We start from the raw sequence: 15370 nt of genomic DNA on the forward strand, positions 1-15370 counted from the left end.
CGCCTAACTCGGCGGGCGGCAGATCGTTGAAACCGAAGCTGACGGCAACACACGGCAGCCCGGCGGCACGGGCTGCACCCGTATCATACGTAGTATCGCCCACGTAAGCCGCCCGCCCGGCAACGCCCCGCCGCTGCATCTCCAGCAAAGTGTCCGGGCGCGGCTTGGCCGTGTTCGGCCCCAGGCTGTCGCCGCCGATGATGGTATAGAACCTATCCGAAAGGCCCAGTTCGCCCAGCAGCTTGACCGCAAGGTGCTCCAGCTTGTTGGTCACCAAAGCAAGCTGCACCCCGCGTGACGCCAGCGAGTCCAACATCTGCGCCCCGCCGGGATACAGCTTCGTCTCGATGGCGATATGCGCTTCGTAATATTCCAGAAGCCGGGGAAACAGTTCGTCGATCCGGCTGGCCTGCAAGGCCCCGCCCGTCACCTCCAAAGCTTTCGCCAGCATCTTGCGCGATCCGCCGCCGACCAACGGGCGTACCTCATCCACCAGGATAGGCGCGCGGCCTTCCAGCCCGATGGTATAGTTCACGGCTCCGGCCAGATCGCCCAGGGTGTTCAGCAACGTACCGTCAAGGTCGAACCCGACGATTGCAAAAGGGAAGTTCGTCATCGCGACCGCACGTGCGCGCTTGTGGTGGAATCCGCAAGCATTTGCTGGCACACGCCGGGCATGACACCTTCCGTTTCGCAGCCGGTCAGCCCCCCCCTTGCCATCGTGATTCTCGCCGCCGGTAAAGGCACGCGGATGAAAAGCGATCTGCATAAGGTGCTGCATCCCATCGCCGGCCGGCCGATGCTGGAACATTTGCTGCACAGTGCGGCTCGGCTCGATCCGCAGGTTCAGGTCGTCGTCGCCGGGCATGGCCGCGATCAGCTGGAAACCGCCCTGGCGGGCCGCGCCGTGATCGCCCTGCAAGAGCCACAGCTGGGCACTGGGCACGCCGTCGTGCAGGCACGGCAAGCGTTGGAAGCCTTTACCGGCGATATTCTGATTCTTTACGGTGATGTCCCCTTCGTTTCCGAAGTAACGATGCGGTCCATGCTGGATCGCCTGCACCAAGCCGATGCCCCGCCAGTGGTGGTGCTGGGGTTTGAGCCGGACGATCCCCTGCAATACGGACGCATCGTCGCCGAAGGTGACCGGATCGACCGCATGGTCGAACACAAGGACGCTACCGAGGAAGAGCGTCTGGTCGGCCTGTGCAACTCTGGCCTGATGGCGGTACGCAGCCAGGACCTGTTCGCGCTGCTGGACCGCGTCGGTAACGACAACGCGCAGGGCGAATACTACCTTACCGACATCGTCAATATCGCCAATGGCGATGGGCGCGCTTGCGCTGTCGTCATCACCGACGATGCTGACGAGGTTGCGGGTATCAACGCTCGCGGGGAGTTGGCGCAGGCCGAGGCACGCTGGCAGGCGCGGCGGCGTCAGCAGGCGATGGCGGATGGAGCCACGCTCGTCGCGCCAGAAACCGTGTGGTTTTCCTGGGACACGAAGATTGGTCGCGATGTCACCATCGAACCGAACGTGGTGTTCGGCCCGGGGGTGACGATCGCGGACGGGGTCACCCTTCACGCCTTCTCGCACCTCGAAGGCGCCACGCTGGAGGCCGGCGTCTCGATCGGCCCTTATGCGCGCCTGCGGCCAGGCGCCGTGTTGAAAGCCAAGTCGCGCGTCGGCAACTTCGTAGAGATGAAGAACGCCGTGCTGGGCGAAGGGGCCAAGGCGAATCACCTGACCTACCTGGGCGATGCCGATGTCGGACCTGGCGCGAACATCGGCGCAGGAACCATCACCTGCAACTACGATGGCTATTTCAAGCACCGCACCGTGATCGGCCCCCGCGCCTTCATCGGTTCCAACAGCGCACTGATCGCGCCAGTCCGCATCGGCGCCGATGCGATCGTGGGTGCCGGCAGCGCCGTGAGCCGTGACGTGGCAGATGGTGAATTACGTCTGGTACGGGCAGAGCAATTGGTGAAGCCAGGCTGGGCAGACAGCTTTCATGACGCTATGAAGAAGAAAAAGGCTGATCGATCAAAGCCCTGACACCGTTTTCTTCCAAGCAAGGATACGTTGATGAGCAACAGTCCATGGCAACATACTCGCTGCAACTCTGACAGTGATGACGTCGATTTTGAGATCAAGGGTCAGGAACTGCAGTTTGTAGAGATTGAGCTGGATCCGGGTGAGAGCGCCGTCGCGGAGGCCGGCGTGATGGTTTGGAAAGACGCCAGCATCGATATGACGACGGTGTTCGGTGACGGCTCGTCCGGGCAGGCCGGAGGCGGCTTCATGGGCAAGCTGCTGGGAGCCGGCAAGCGCCTTGTCACCGGGGAAAGCCTGTTCACTACCGTCTTCACCCACCAGGGCCGTGGCAAGGCGCGCGTCGCCTTTGCCTCACCGATCCCCGGCTCGATCGTGCCCTTGAAGCTGGACACTTTGGGCGGACGCCTGATTTGCCAGAAGGACGCTTTCCTTTGCGCCGCACGGGGCGTGCAGATCGGAATTCACTTCCAGCAAAAGATCATGACCGGCCTGTTTGGCGGCGAAGGCTTCATCATGCAGCGCCTGGACGGCGATGGCTGGGTCTTCGTGCAAATGGGCGGCACCGTGATCGAGCGAGAATTGGCACCAGGAGAGGAACTGCACGTCGATACCGGCTGCGTCGCCGCGTTCACCGCCGATGTGGATTTTGACGTGATCCGCGCCGGCTCCATCAAGTCGATGTTCTTCGGCGGCGAAGGCGTGTTCTTTGCGCGGTTGCGCGGGCCTGGAAAGGTCTGGATTCAGTCGTTGCCATTCTCCCGCCTCGCAGGTCGAATGCTGGCGGCCGCCATGCCTTATGGCGGGCAGAACCGGGGGGAGAGCACTCTGCTCGGTCTCGGCGCGATGGGCGGCCTCGGCGCGATGATCAGCGGCGACGATTGAGCGCGATTAGTTTCTCACCGTTGTAATCGTATCGTAAGCTTGCGGATGGGCGGCAGACCCTACACCTTTGATCAGGATTCTCCGGCTATCGTTCGGCCGAGCAATCTCGTCTGAATTTGATCCCATTCAAGTGAAAGCATCAGCAGCATGTGCGGCATCATTGGCATCGTCGGCAAGGAAGACGTGGCGGATCGCCTCGTCGATGGACTTCGTCGCATGGAGTACCGGGGCTACGATAGCGCCGGGATCTGCACGATCCACGATGGCGAGCTGATCCGTCGGCGTGCGCAGGGCAAGCTACAGAACCTGGTAACCGAGCTTGCTCATAACCCGGCATCTGGCCTGACCGGGATCGCACACACGCGCTGGGCCACGCACGGCGCACCGACGGCGGCGAACGCCCATCCTCATGCAACGTCTGAACTCGCACTCGTACACAACGGTATCATCGAAAACTTCAAGCCGCTGCGTGACAGCCTTGAGGCGCGAGGCCGGCATTTTGAGAGCCAGACCGATACCGAGGTCGTAGCTCACCTGATTTCTGAGCTTGTCGAGGGCGGCCTGTCGCCCGAGCAGGCGGTGCGCGAAGCCCTGCCGGAACTGCGCGGGGCCTTTGCGTTGGCTATCGCATTCAAGCGCTTTCCGGACATGCTGATCGGGGCTCGCCTCGGCTCACCGCTCGTGGTCGGTTATGGCGATGGCGAGACGTATCTCGGCTCGGACGCACTCGCCCTGGCGCCGCTCACCCAGCGTATCAGCTATCTTGAGGAAGGTGATTGGGTCGTCATCACCCGCGAAGGCGCGCAGGTCTATGATGCGTCGAACCACGCCGTAGAGCGCGAGATCGTCGCATCTGGCGCCTCGGCCGTCGCGATCGAGAAGGGCAATTATCGCCACTTCATGCAGAAGGAAATCTTCGAGCAACCGACCGTGGTGGCGCAGACCCTTCGCAGCTACATTCATCAGGTCGATCAGTCAGTCGCATTGCCCCAGATCGACTTCGACTTGTCCCGCATCAATCGAGTCACGATCGTCGCTTGCGGTACCAGCTACTATGCCGGGATGGTGGCGAAATACTGGTTTGAGCAATTCGCCCGCCTGCCGGTCGACATCGATGTCGCTTCCGAGTTCCGTTATCGCGATCCGGTCTTGGAACCGGGCGGCCTGGCACTGTTCATCTCGCAATCCGGCGAGACGGCCGACACTCTGGCCGCTCTGCGCCATTGCAAGGCGGCTGGGCAGACCATTGCCGTCGTAGTCAACGTGCCGACCAGTTCGATGGCCCGCGAGGCCGACTTGCTGCTGCCAACCCATGCCGGGCCCGAAATCGGCGTTGCCTCGACAAAGGCATTCACTTGTCAGCTCGCCGTGCTGGCCGCGCTCGCCGCGCATTTGGCGGTGAAACGCGGACGCATCGATCGCGAGGAGGAGATCGCGATCGTGCGCCATCTGGTGGAAACGCCGGCCTGCTTGAACGCGGCCCTCGCTTTCGACGAAGAGATCTTCTCGATGGCGCACCTCATCGCTCCCGCCCGGGACGTGCTCTATCTCGGCCGCGGCCCGGACTATCCCCTGGCATTGGAGGGAGCGTTAAAACTGAAGGAAATCAGCTATATACATGCAGAAGGTTATGCTTCGGGTGAGATGAAACATGGCCCTATCGCGTTGATAGACGAAGCCGTGCCGGTGATCGTCCTGGCGCCGTCTGGCCCGCTATTCGAAAAGACCGTGAGCAACATGCAGGAGGTGCGAGCGCGCGGCGGCAAGGTTGTTCTGATTTCGGATGCCGACGGCATAAAGGAAGCGGGCGAAGGCTGCATCGCCACGATCGAGATGCCCAAGGTGCATCCGCTCATCGCCCCTCTGGTCTATGCCGTTCCGGTGCAGTTGCTGGCCTATCATGTCGCCTGTGTGAAGGGCACGGATGTGGACCAGCCCCGCAATCTGGCGAAGAGCGTCACGGTAGAGTGAGGACTTAGGCGCGGCTGCAAGGCCGCGCCCAGCGTTTCTCAGGCGGCAACCAAGCCCTTGATCGCGCTTTCGAACAGGGCGCGACCATGGTCGCCACCATGCGCCGCTTCGATCGCTCTTTCAGGGTGGGGCATCATCCCAAGGACATTGCCGGCATCGTTTAGGATACCCGCGATGTTTCGTGCCGATCCATTCACATCCTCAGCATAACGGAACGCCACGCGGCCTTCACCCTCCAGGCGGTCGAGCGTCTCTCCGTCAGCGTAGAAGTTGCCATCGTGATGCGCGACGGGAATGCGGATGGTCTCGCCCGCTTCGTAGCCTGCCGTGAACAAGGACTGCGCATTCTCGACGGTCAGGCTCGCCTCGCGGCAGACGAAGCGGATGCCCGCATTGCGCAGCAGCGCGCCCGGCAGCAAACCGCTTTCGGTCAGTACCTGAAAGCCGTTGCACACGCCCAGCACCGGCACGCCCTGCCCGGCCGCCTTGATCACGGCTTGCATGATCGGCGAGCGCGAGGCGATCGCACCACAGCGTAGATAATCGCCGTAGGAAAAGCCGCCGGGGAGCGCGATGAAGTCCAACCCCTGCGGCAGATCGGCATCACCGTGCCACACACGCGTCGGTTCGGTGCCCGACACCTTGTGCAGGGCGTCGAACATGTCCCGGTCGCAATTGGAACCAGGGAACGTGATCACCGCCGAGCGGAACCCGCTCACGCCTGCAGCTCCGGCGCGGCGACCTTTTCGATGCGGTAGTTTTCGATCACCATATTGGCGAGCAGCTTGCGGCACATCTCGTCAAGATCGGCGTCCGTCACACCGTCCGCCACGTCCAGCTCGATCAGCCGGCCCGCGCGAACATCGTTCACACCGGTAAAGCCCAGTCCTTCCAGCGAATGGTGGATGGCACGCCCCTGAGGGTCGAGCACACCGGGCTTGAGGCTGACATGGACGCGCACTTTCATCGCCGGGCCTTTCGCATGGGCGTGGATCGAGGTGCCTATGCCCCCACTCATGATTCGGAGCAAGCTGCACCCCAAAAAGGACAAGCTTCGATTGAAGCGGCCTCAAGGCTGTGTCACCGCTACGGACATGATCGCAAGCTTTGCAGGCCAGGTCGCCATCGTCACCGGAGCAGGCAATGGCCTCGGCCGAGCCTATGCGCTCGAACTGGCACGGCAGGGAGCGAAGGTCGTGGTCAACGATCTAGGAGTTGCCCGCGACGGAAGCGGCGGGTGGCTATCGGCTGATGCAGTAGTTGACGAAATCCGCAGTAACGGCGGCGAGGCGATGGCCGATGGCGGTGACGTTTCCGACTTTACACAGATGGAAGCGATGGCGGCCCGCGTGCTGGAGCGATGGGGCGCGATCGACATCCTGATCAACAACGCCGGTATCCTGCGTGATCGCACGTTCGCCAAGATGGTGCCTGCGGACTTCGAAGCCGTCTTGCGCGTCCATCTGCTCGGATCGGCGTTCGCAACCAAGGCGGTTTGGGAGACGATGCGAAGGCAGCGACGCGGCCGCGTTCTGATGACGACATCGGCGTCCGGACTGGGCGGGAACTTTGGGCAGGCGAACTATGCTGCGGCCAAGGCGGGCATCATCGGCCTGGCCAAGACGCTCCATCTGGAAGGCGCGAAGTACGGGATCCGAGTCAACTGCATCGCCCCAGCGGCAGGCACTCGTATGACGGAGGATATCCTGCCGGAAGAGGCGTTCCAGGCATTCCATATGGACGACGTGGTGCCCGCCGCGCTGTTCCTGGTTTCCGATCAAGCCCCGGGAGGCGCCGTCGTAGGGGCCGGCGGCGGGATCGTGCAGGGCTGCTGGCTGACGATGGGCCAAGGCGTCCTACTGGAGCAGCACGAGCGAACCGTGGACGGGGTTGCCGCCAACTGGTCTCGGATCATGGCGCAAGCACCCGGCGTGCCGCTAAACAACGGGATGGAGCAGACCTATCGCGGGCTGGCGATGATCAATCCGCCAAAATCGCCGCCGCGTTAATCGTCCACGACCTTGAGGAGCCTTCGCTCCAGCGGAACGAGAACGCCGGCAAGCTCGTGGCCGCGCTTCAGGACTTGCCCGACTTCGCCGAACAGGGTCCACATACCCTGCTTGCTACGCAGAGCCGGACGTTTCTCAATGCGAGCTTGAGGACGTTCGGCGGCACGGCGGAAAGCAGAGAAGCTCGCGGCGTCGCGCGTGAACTCCATGGCATAATCGCGCCACTGCCCCGCGGCTACCATGCGCCCATAGACATCCAGAATACGCTGCAGTTCCAGCCGATCGAACCCGACCTGAAGCGCTCCGGCTTTGGGAAACGCAATAATATTCGTGTCGGTAGAGCCGTTCCCGGTCGCTGCCATCGCAGGCTCAGGTTCCCGTCATGCCTGGCGATTCAGGCTCTTGAGCGGATCCGTGCGCCGACAATAGTGCCACCTGATCGCGCAAACGGCTAAGTTCAGACTCGAGCTGCTCGACCCGGGCCAGGCCGGATGGTTCGCAAGGCTCTTTGCAGGGAGTGCCATAGGGCATGAAATCCTTCGCCCACGTCTCCGCAGCAACCAGCGTGGAGCGTGCTTTCACGCCCACCATCGTCGCGCCCTCTGGCACGTTCTCGGTAACGACGGCGCTGGCACCGATCCGGGCCCGACGGCCCACGACCACTGGCCCAAGGATCTGCGCACCCGAACCGATGATCGCATTGTCCTCGATCGTGGGGTGACGCTTGCCCGGCTGTCCGTTGGTCGGATTGGTGCCGCCCAAGGTAACGCCCTGATAGATTGTGACATTGTTGCCGATAACTGCTGTTTCGCCGATCACGGTGAAGCCATGATCGATGAAGAAATTCTTCCCGATCGTCGCGCCCGGGTGAATGTCGATCGCGGTCAACATGCGTGACAAGTGATTGATCAGGCGCGCGAGGAAAAACAGGCGCGATCTGAAAAGCCGATGGGCCACGCGGTGCCAGAACAGTGCCCAAACACCTGGGTAGAGCAACACTTCCCAACGCGAACGTGGCGCGGGATCGCGTGCGACGATAGAGTCGAGGTAGCGGATAAGATTGTTCATCATCGCCCCATTACTCCTGCCCATTTCGCCATAACGCTGCAGCCGCGATCAAGTTGCACTTCGGGCGGCTCCTGTAATCTCATTCAACGCTTCACGCCAGACCGATAACCTCGGTGGCTGCTTGCGCTCCAGACTGAGGCGATCAATGGCGGCGACGATCTGTTCAGCGGCCAGATGGCTACGCTCGCAACGCGGTACAAGGTAGGCAATCGCCGCCTCGTCTAAGGGCAGGTTACGCATCTCTGCATGAAGAGCGATCAGTTCGCCCATCATCATATCGTCAGGCGCGCCGATCTTAAGGTGAAGGGCGGCTCCAAGCCGCGAGCGCAGATCGGGAAGCGTAATCTGCCAGGTACCCGGCATGGCATCGCTGATGACAAGCAAAGGACGGCCGCTTTCCTGGGCCCGGTTCCAGGCGTGAAATACCGCCGTTTCATCAAGCCTGTCGGCATCATCCAGCACATCGCCCGCCCCTGATTGCTGAAACCAGCGGCCGAGCAATGTCTTGCCGCAGTGCGGTTGTCCGGACAGTACGGCAGTCCGGAACGGCCAGCGCGATGCATCCGCCATTGCATCCACTGCAGCAGCGTTAGCGTTGCCGACGACGATCCTGGGAGCGCTTTCGTTCGGCAGGGGCAAAGGCAAGGCGATCTGGCGCATCGCTCGGCGTGCCTTACTCAGCGCGAGATACGGATCACGCCGCCGCCCGCGCTGACTTGCCATCCGCGCGCCTTGAGTGCGGCCACCAGTGCGCCCTGCCCGCCAGCTACCGTCACCCGCATTACAGACGTGCCGCCGATCGCCAAGCTGGTGGTGGCCGCGTTCTGCACGCCTGCTGCCCCGCGCACGGCGGACAGCGCAGCGTCGACAGCCGCAGCGTCTGGAGAAGCGAACTGTACTGTCACCGTCTGGATTTCACCCACGGGCACAGGCTCAGGCGTGATCAGCGGCGCGACCGAAGCGGGCGCAGAAGCCGCGCGCGGCACGCTATCGACATCGCGGCTCATCAGTTTGCCCCGCAACTCGCCCAGCGCTTGATCGAACGCGATGCTGCCGCTCATCAACGTGGGGTTGGGCGTCAGCTGACCTTGCGCCAGAGCATTGCGATAGATCCCATCTATCCGAGCGACGGCTTGCGCCAGCATCTGCGGCACCGCCTGGTCATCGCGGGCGGACATCGTGAACGTTTCCAGCACTTCGTTGTCGGGGCCGTGCCGCGCTGTGAAGGTGCCTTTAACCGGACCGCCCGGCCACTCCCGCTCCAGCCGGGCTACCGGGATCACGACATCTGCGGCATTGAACTGATCCAGCACGTTGCGCCACCACAAGCGGCTGCGACGGCCGGCTTGGCCCGCATTGAGAACCAGAGATTCGCCGCCCGTTCCGGCCGGACGAACATAGTCCACCGGACTGGCAGAAGCTTGGAATTCCGCCCAGGCTTTCTGCCAGGCTCCTCGCACTTCGAACACCTGGCGCACGCCGCCCGAATAGAGGATCGGGATCACCAGCATCGGCGCCGAGTGCAGCCCGCCACCCTCACCCCCGCCGACATACTGGCCCGCTTTCGCGCGATCGAAGATCACGCCCAGCTTGGCGACATAGCGATGTGGGCCGATCTGTTCGCGCTCGATCACTACGGAGGACACCATCGCATCGATCGCCTCGATCGGCATGGCGGGGCCCTTCAGTTGCTCCCAAGCTTTCTTCTCGGCCTGCTTCCAGCCCTCGACACGCGCTTCCTGTCCGGTCTTGCCGGTCACGTCGACGACGATGCCATTGACCTGGATATCGACCGAGTTGGCAACGGGCAGAATGCCGCGATCACCTTCGATCTGAGCGATCAGCTGGGTTGCGGCCACACCGATCACGCTACCCACAGCGGCCATGCCGAGCATGATCGCAAGCCTGCCCTTGGGTCCGGCCTCATCCATGCGCGCACGCAGGTTCTTGGGGTGAAATCGACTGGTCATGATCAGGCCGCGCGCCTTTTGCCTAAACGCCGATGGAAATCCAAGCAGTAAAGCGTTAGGCGCTTGCCCGATGTCAGACGATAACGCCCAAACCGCCGACCAGACCCGCTACAGCTACGCGCAAGCGGGTGTCTCCATCGCCGCCGGAAACGCGCTGGTAAAGGCCATCGCGCCGCTTGCCAAAGCGACGGCCCGCCCCGGTGCCGATGCGGAACTGGGCGGCTTCGGCGGATTCTTCGATCTGCGAGCGGCGGGCTACACCGATCCGTTGCTCGTCGCCGCGAACGATGGCGTTGGCACCAAGGTCAAGCTGGCGATCGACCATGACCGGCATGACCAGATCGGCATCGATCTGGTGGCAATGTGCGTGAACGATCTGATCGTCCAGGGCGCAGAGCCCCTGTTCTTCCTGGACTATTTCGCCACTGGCAAGCTGGAGAACGGCATCGCCGAACGTGTCGTCGCCGGCATTGCCGAGGGATGCCGCATTTCCGGCTGTGCGCTGATCGGCGGCGAAACGGCTGAGATGCCGGGCATGTATGCCGCCGGAGATTATGACTTGGCCGGCTTCTGCGTCGGTGCGGTGGAACGCGGGCAGCAGTTGACCGGTGACGAGGTTGCCGAAGGTGACGTGCTGCTGGGCCTCGCCTCTTCCGGCGTACACTCCAACGGATACTCCCTTGTACGACGGCTCGCGGCTGACAAGGGCTGGAAGCTGGATCGTCCGGCGCTGTTCGATCCCGAAGTGCTGCTGATCGAGGCGTTGATCGCGCCCACGCGAATCTATGTGAAAAGCTTGCTGCCGCTGATCCGCTCGGGGCGAATCCACGCGCTGGCACACATCACTGGCGGCGGATTGCTGGAGAATATCCCACGAGTCCTTCCCATGGGTCTGCGCGCGCATGTCGATGCCGATGCTTGGGAGCAACCACGCCTGATGTCGTTCCTGCAGGCGCAGGGGAACATCGAGCCGGCAGAGATGGCACGCACGTTCAACTGTGGGATCGGCATGGTGCTTTCTGTGGCGGCAGCCGACGTCGACTCGATCATCGCAGACCTTAGCGCCACTGGGGAAACGGTGCATCGCATCGGGGAAATTCGCGCCGGGCAGCGTGGCTGCACCGTCTCCGGCTCGGATGAAACCTGGTCGGCCCGCGCGCCTTGGACGGCGGGGCACGACACTTAAGGCAACGCTTCAGGTATCGCGAGGGACGCCGTCGATATCCTCCCCCAGGGTATCGCGCAGGTAGAACTCGCGCACACCGACGAACGCCACCACCAACAGCGCTCCGGCGAAAAACACGCCATAGACGCCGAATACCGCGCCCACGGCAAGGATCGTGAACAAAGTCAGTGCAGGCGGGATGTTGACGACGGTGCGGTTGACGAACGGCGTCAGCAGCCAGCCCTCGATCACGCGCACCACGAGGAACGCGACGAGCGTGCGCCACAGCACGTCACCGCCCACGGCGGCCGCCAGGCCGATCGCCGGCAGCATCGCGACAACCGGGCCGACATAGGGCACGAATTCGCTGAGGCCGCCCAAGAGGCCCAAAGCTGCCCATGATTCGAGCCCCGCCCACCACAGGCAACCGCCGATCGTCAGCGTCATCATCGCCATCGAGATAAGCTTTGCCTTGAGCCATAGCCGTAGAGCGAACGACATCTCGTTCAGCGCGCGTTCCATGGTCTGCCGGGCCGGGCGGGGCGTCATCAGCACCACCGCATTGCGATAAGGGCTAGGATTACCGGCGATGAACATCGCGCCCACGATGACGATCACCAGGTTCAGCATGATCTCGCCCGCCCCGCGCACCAATTCGCTGAGGCTGTCTGCGATCTTGCTGCCGCCAGCAGCGGCCTCGCCCGCCTGCACCACCGCGCGGCCGACGGGGTTGACCGAAAGCCCGCGCTCGATCTTCTCCAACGTACCAGGAAGATTCCCCAGCATCGCCGCCAATTCAGTGCCGAACTGCACCGTCAGCAGGTACAGCATCCCGCCGAATACCGTGAGAACCAGCAACGTGCCCAGACCCAGGGCGATCCGCCAGTTGCGCACCCCCAATTGCTGGATCATCCGGGCCGCGCTGCGGAACATCACCGCGCCCAGCAGCGATCCAAAGGCCAGCAGCAGCAAGTCTGACGCGCGCCAGGCCATCATCAGGATCGCGCCGATCACCACGGTCCAGCCCAAGCGGCGCAGATACGTCAGGTCTTCGGGATTGGGCTTGAACGGCGCATGCATCAGGCAGTTGCTCCTCGGCTCGCAAGCGCATACGGGCAGCGCGCAGACGCCGGGACGAACGCCAGCGATAAGGGGAAACCTGCCATGAGCCGCCAAACGTCCGGATCATCGATGCTGTTCCGCCCCCGGACCACTGTATAATGGCGTTTCGTGCGAAAGTGGCCGTGCTGATTTCCGGCAGCGGCACGAATATGGCCGCCCTGCTCTACGCCAGTCGCTTGGCGGATTGCCCTTACGAACTGGTGCTGGTGGCCAGCAACAAGCCCGAAGCCGCCGGTCTCACTCTGGCAGCGACCGAGGGCGTTGCGACGTTTTCGCTCTCCCACAAGGGCATGACCCGCGAAGCGCACGACATGGCGATGGACGCCGCAATCCGCCAAAGCGGTGCGCAATGGGTGGTGCTGGCAGGGTACATGCGTATCCTTTCGCCCGCGTTTGTTGCGGCTTGGGAAGGCCGGATGGTCAATATCCACCCCTCGCTTCTCCCCAAATACCCCGGCCTCCACACACATCAGCGCGCGATCGAGGCGGGGGACAGCCATGGCGGAACGACTGTCCACTTGGTGACTCAGGACCTGGATTGTGGGCCCACGCTCGGCCAAGTCGCCGTCGCCATCGCACCGGGTGATACGCCTGAGACACTTGCCGCGCGCGTCCTCATCGCCGAACATCAGCTCTACGCCCGCTGCCTGGCCGATCTCGTCCGACCCAGCCTCACCACCAGGTCTAAAAAGCGGCCGCAGTCCCTGCCGTAAGCGCAGCTGCTTCCGGCCATACCAGCACTTGCCTCGCGTGAAGCGCAGTTTCCGCCTGATAGCGCTGCCTATCGATCGTCAATTCGGACAGCGCCTTCGGAGCGCCCTCACGCATGAGATAATCCACGGCTGCGGCGGCGCCCGACAGGGAAACCGCATCGCTATCCGAAGCGGAGGCGCGGAACGTCAGTTCATATCCGATAAGGTGTTGCAACCCATGCGTGACCACGCTTCCATCGGCCAATCGCGTCATCGCGGTGAGCCCCGCCGCCGGGAACGCACCGCCCGCGAGCCAAGCCAGCACGATGCGAGAGAAATAGCGCGGTTCGATCAACGTGTCGGCAGGCTGCCAATACACCGCCGCAACCGGCATGCTGACCGCCAGTTCCGCCGCCAAAGCCAACAGTGCGCGAACGACCGGCGTGAGCGCTAGCCCGCCGGACAAATGCGGGCCAGGATACAGGCGAACGGCTTCATGCCCCCCACAATCGACTTCACCCGAGAAGCCATAGGGCACAGCGGAAGCCACTAAGCCCTGCCCCTTCGAATTCGCCGATGCGGGGTTCAATCCGTCACACATGAACGCCAGGCCACTCGCCAGAACCTCCGCCTGACCTGCCCCATCATCGTGCGTGACACTGGCCACGGCCTGACACTGCGTCAACGCCTGCTCCAGCGCAGCCCGATCCGGGCGCTCCCCCGGACGGAACAGGAAAGACACCCCGGCTCGGGCATGCTCGTCCGATTGATATGTCATCGTGCATCACCCCCGAAAGCCCGACCGCACCATGCCCACCGATCAGCCGAACGCAAGCCGCGAATACCGCCGAATCACTTGCGGCGATCAGAAGATGCCCAGGCGTACCCCTTCGGCCATTCCCTCGCCCATCTCAAGACAAGCGCGGCGACCCTCGCCCGGCAACATCTTGCGCGCCGCGATTGCTTCCGGCGTTTGCGCAGCGAAATTGACGATCAAAGGTTCCGCCACGCGGCGCAGGCGCCAGCCGGTGACAATGCGGTCCAACTGGGACTGCGCGCCCTGCCCGTCAGACCCCGCCGCGATCGCCGAAGCATAGGCCCGCCCCTCCACTTGCCCCAGCAGCGGGTAATAGCAGCGGTCGAACATCTCCTTCATCGCGCCGGACAGCGCGCCCAGGTTTTCAGGGCATACGAAGACGTAACCCGACGCGGACAGCAGATCTTGCGCCGTCACTTCCCCAGCCGGGATCAAGCGACCGGCATCCCCAGCTCCCGCCGCGATCGCCTGCGCCATGGCTTCGGATGCGCCGGTGCGGCTGTGCCATATGATCGCCAGCATTCCGGATCTCTCAGCTTCATGGGCCATACCCACCCCGATAAGGGGCGCAGGCCTTTGCCGCCACCCCAGCTTGCGGTAGTCAGCGGCCATGCAATCTCTTTCTACACCCGTCTTCGGAATCGAGCGATCTCTGTCCGGGAAAGCCTGGCGCTGGCGCGGCGGCAACATGGACCTCAGCGTCGGCCAGAGCGGCCTGGACGACATCGTCTCACAACTGCTGCTCTCCCGCGGAGTGGAGCGAGACGACCTTGACCGCCACCGCGCGCCGTCTCTGCGAGCTTTCCTGCCCGACCCATCCGAATTTCGCGACATGGACGCCGCCGCCGAGCGGGTTGCCCAAGCCGTGCTGACTGGCGAGACGGTGACGATCTACGGCGATTATGATGTCGATGGCGCCACCAGCGCCGCGCTGCTGGTCCTGCTGCTGCGCGCGCTAGGCCAGGAGGCGCGCTATTACATCCCTGACCGGCTGCTGGAAGGCTACGGTCCCTCCGGCGAGGCTCTGGTCCGGATAGCTGGCGAAGGCTCCAGCCTGATCGTCACGGTCGATTGCGGGGCCATGGCGCACGAAGCTCTGGCAATGGCGCATGAGGCCGGCGTGGATGTCATCGTCGTCGATCACCACAAGTGCGCGCCGCTGCTTCCGCGCGCAGCCGCCCTGGTCAATCCCAACCGCCTGGACGAAGGCGTGATCGCGGCGGGGCACGGTCATCTCGCCGCCGTGGGCGTCGCCTTCCTGCTCGCCATCGCCACTGTGCGCGCCTTGCGCCGCAAGGGTTGGTTCCAGGATCGCGCAGAGCCGGACTTGTTCTCGCTGCTCGATCTGGTTGCGCTGGGCACCGTGGCGGATGTGGCGTCGCTTCATGGCCTGAATCGTGCTTTCGTCGCACAGGGGCTCAAGGTCATGGCGCGGCGCGAGAATATCGGAATGTCCGCCCTGATCGACGCCAGCCGCCTCTCCCGCGCGCCGACGTGCAGCGATCTGGGCTTTGCGCTGGGCCCGCGCATCAACGCCGGCGGGCGTGTGGGCGAATCGACTCTCGGCGTGCGCCTCCTGACGACGCGCGACCCGGATGAGGCCCGCGACATCGCC

General features: G+C 63.5%; 16 protein-coding genes and 1 pseudogene. 7 read left to right on the forward strand and 10 right to left on the reverse strand.

The genetic code is table 11. From position 1 onward, the window contains the following. A partial coding sequence (locus ACHWRX_RS08825; protein ID WP_394658912.1) for an HAD hydrolase-like protein occupies positions 1–616 on the reverse strand: 616 nt, incomplete at its 3' end. A 60-nt stretch (positions 617–676) separates the two neighbouring features. On the opposite strand from ACHWRX_RS08825, the gene glmU reads away from it, so the two are divergent. The 3 genes from glmU to glmS all read left to right on the forward strand — a co-directional run bounded on the left by glmU (position 677) and on the right by glmS (position 4912). Next, positions 677–2059, forward strand: coding sequence for a bifunctional UDP-N-acetylglucosamine diphosphorylase/glucosamine-1-phosphate N-acetyltransferase GlmU (gene glmU, locus ACHWRX_RS08830; protein ID WP_394658913.1), 1383 nt, complete (start codon positions 677–679; stop codon positions 2057–2059). Between the two features lie 30 nt (positions 2060–2089). Further along, on the forward strand, positions 2090–2941 hold the full coding sequence (locus ACHWRX_RS08835) for a TIGR00266 family protein (RefSeq protein ID WP_394658914.1): 852 nt from the start codon (positions 2090–2092) through the stop codon (positions 2939–2941). 147 nt (positions 2942–3088) lie between these two features. Then, positions 3089–4912, forward strand: a complete 1824-nt coding sequence (glmS, locus tag ACHWRX_RS08840) for a glutamine--fructose-6-phosphate transaminase (isomerizing) (protein ID WP_394658915.1) — start codon at positions 3089–3091, stop codon at positions 4910–4912. A gap of 38 nt (positions 4913–4950) precedes the next feature. Here the strand turns inward: glmS and purQ are convergent, their stop codons facing one another. Further along, the gene (gene purQ / locus ACHWRX_RS08845; protein WP_394658916.1) at positions 4951–5631 is read right to left on the reverse strand and encodes a phosphoribosylformylglycinamidine synthase subunit PurQ; all 681 of its coding nucleotides are present in this window, start codon (positions 5629–5631) and stop codon (positions 4951–4953) included. Then, positions 5628–5879: a phosphoribosylformylglycinamidine synthase subunit PurS gene (gene purS / locus ACHWRX_RS08850; protein ID WP_288486084.1), complete on the reverse strand. Its 252-nt coding sequence runs from the start codon at positions 5877–5879 to the stop codon at positions 5628–5630. The genes purQ and purS overlap by 4 nt, the downstream gene beginning before the upstream one ends. A gap of 127 nt (positions 5880–6006) precedes the next feature. Here purS and ACHWRX_RS08855 point away from each other — a divergent pair, with 127 nt between their 5' ends. Beyond that, positions 6007–6921 carry an SDR family NAD(P)-dependent oxidoreductase gene (locus ACHWRX_RS08855; protein WP_394658926.1) on the forward strand — a complete coding sequence of 305 codons (915 nt, stop codon included), beginning with the start codon at positions 6007–6009 and terminating at the stop codon, positions 6919–6921. Here ACHWRX_RS08855 and ACHWRX_RS08860 read toward each other — a convergent pair. From ACHWRX_RS08860 to ACHWRX_RS08875, 4 genes are read right to left on the reverse strand one after another with little or no spacing between them, the layout of a single operon-like run. Continuing rightward, positions 6918–7283: a DUF2794 domain-containing protein gene (locus ACHWRX_RS08860; protein WP_394658917.1), complete on the reverse strand. Its 366-nt coding sequence runs from the start codon at positions 7281–7283 to the stop codon at positions 6918–6920. The two genes, ACHWRX_RS08855 and ACHWRX_RS08860, sit on opposite strands and share 4 nt — an antisense overlap. Before the next feature lie 7 nt (positions 7284–7290). Next, entirely contained in the window at positions 7291–7992 is a 702-nt protein-coding gene (gene epsC / locus ACHWRX_RS08865) for a serine O-acetyltransferase EpsC (protein WP_394658918.1), read from the reverse strand. A 45-nt stretch (positions 7993–8037) separates the two neighbouring features. Further along, positions 8038–8649 carry an ATPase gene (locus tag ACHWRX_RS08870; RefSeq protein WP_394658919.1) on the reverse strand — a complete coding sequence of 204 codons (612 nt, stop codon included), beginning with the start codon at positions 8647–8649 and terminating at the stop codon, positions 8038–8040. Positions 8650–8666: 17 nt separating this feature from the next. Next, complete coding sequence (locus ACHWRX_RS08875; RefSeq protein ID WP_394658920.1) at positions 8667–9959, reverse strand: heavy-metal-associated domain-containing protein; 1293 nt, start codon at positions 9957–9959, stop codon at positions 8667–8669. Positions 9960–10029: 70 nt separating this feature from the next. Between ACHWRX_RS08875 and purM the strand changes: the two genes are divergently transcribed. Then, positions 10030–11145, forward strand: a complete 1116-nt coding sequence (gene purM / locus ACHWRX_RS08880; RefSeq protein ID WP_394658921.1) for a phosphoribosylformylglycinamidine cyclo-ligase — start codon at positions 10030–10032, stop codon at positions 11143–11145. A 9-nt stretch (positions 11146–11154) separates the two neighbouring features. Here purM and ACHWRX_RS08885 read toward each other — a convergent pair whose 3' ends face one another. After that, positions 11155–12204 carry an AI-2E family transporter gene (locus ACHWRX_RS08885; RefSeq protein ID WP_394658922.1) on the reverse strand — a complete coding sequence of 350 codons (1050 nt, stop codon included), beginning with the start codon at positions 12202–12204 and terminating at the stop codon, positions 11155–11157. 140 nt (positions 12205–12344) lie between these two features. Between ACHWRX_RS08885 and purN the strand changes: the two are divergent. Further along, a pseudogene (gene purN / locus ACHWRX_RS08890) lies at positions 12345–12908 on the forward strand (phosphoribosylglycinamide formyltransferase); the annotation flags it as partial. 22 nt (positions 12909–12930) lie between these two features. On the opposite strand, the gene ACHWRX_RS08895 reads toward purN, so the two are convergent. Together ACHWRX_RS08895 and ACHWRX_RS08900 are read right to left on the reverse strand one after the other, a co-directional pair. Next, entirely contained in the window at positions 12931–13716 is a 786-nt protein-coding gene (locus ACHWRX_RS08895; RefSeq protein ID WP_394658923.1) for a hypothetical protein, read from the reverse strand. 87 nt (positions 13717–13803) lie between these two features. Continuing rightward, the gene (locus ACHWRX_RS08900) at positions 13804–14277 is read right to left on the reverse strand and encodes a flavodoxin family protein (protein ID WP_394658924.1); all 474 of its coding nucleotides are present in this window, start codon (positions 14275–14277) and stop codon (positions 13804–13806) included. An 88-nt stretch (positions 14278–14365) separates the two neighbouring features. On the opposite strand from ACHWRX_RS08900, the gene ACHWRX_RS08905 reads away from it, so the two are divergent. Further along, a partial coding sequence (locus ACHWRX_RS08905; protein ID WP_394658925.1) for a DHH family phosphoesterase occupies positions 14366–15370 on the forward strand: 1005 nt, incomplete at its 3' end.

Source organism: uncultured Novosphingobium sp. (assembly GCF_964277725.1).
In the GTDB taxonomy this organism is placed as follows: Bacteria; Pseudomonadota; Alphaproteobacteria; order Sphingomonadales; family Sphingomonadaceae; genus Novosphingobium; species Novosphingobium fluoreni.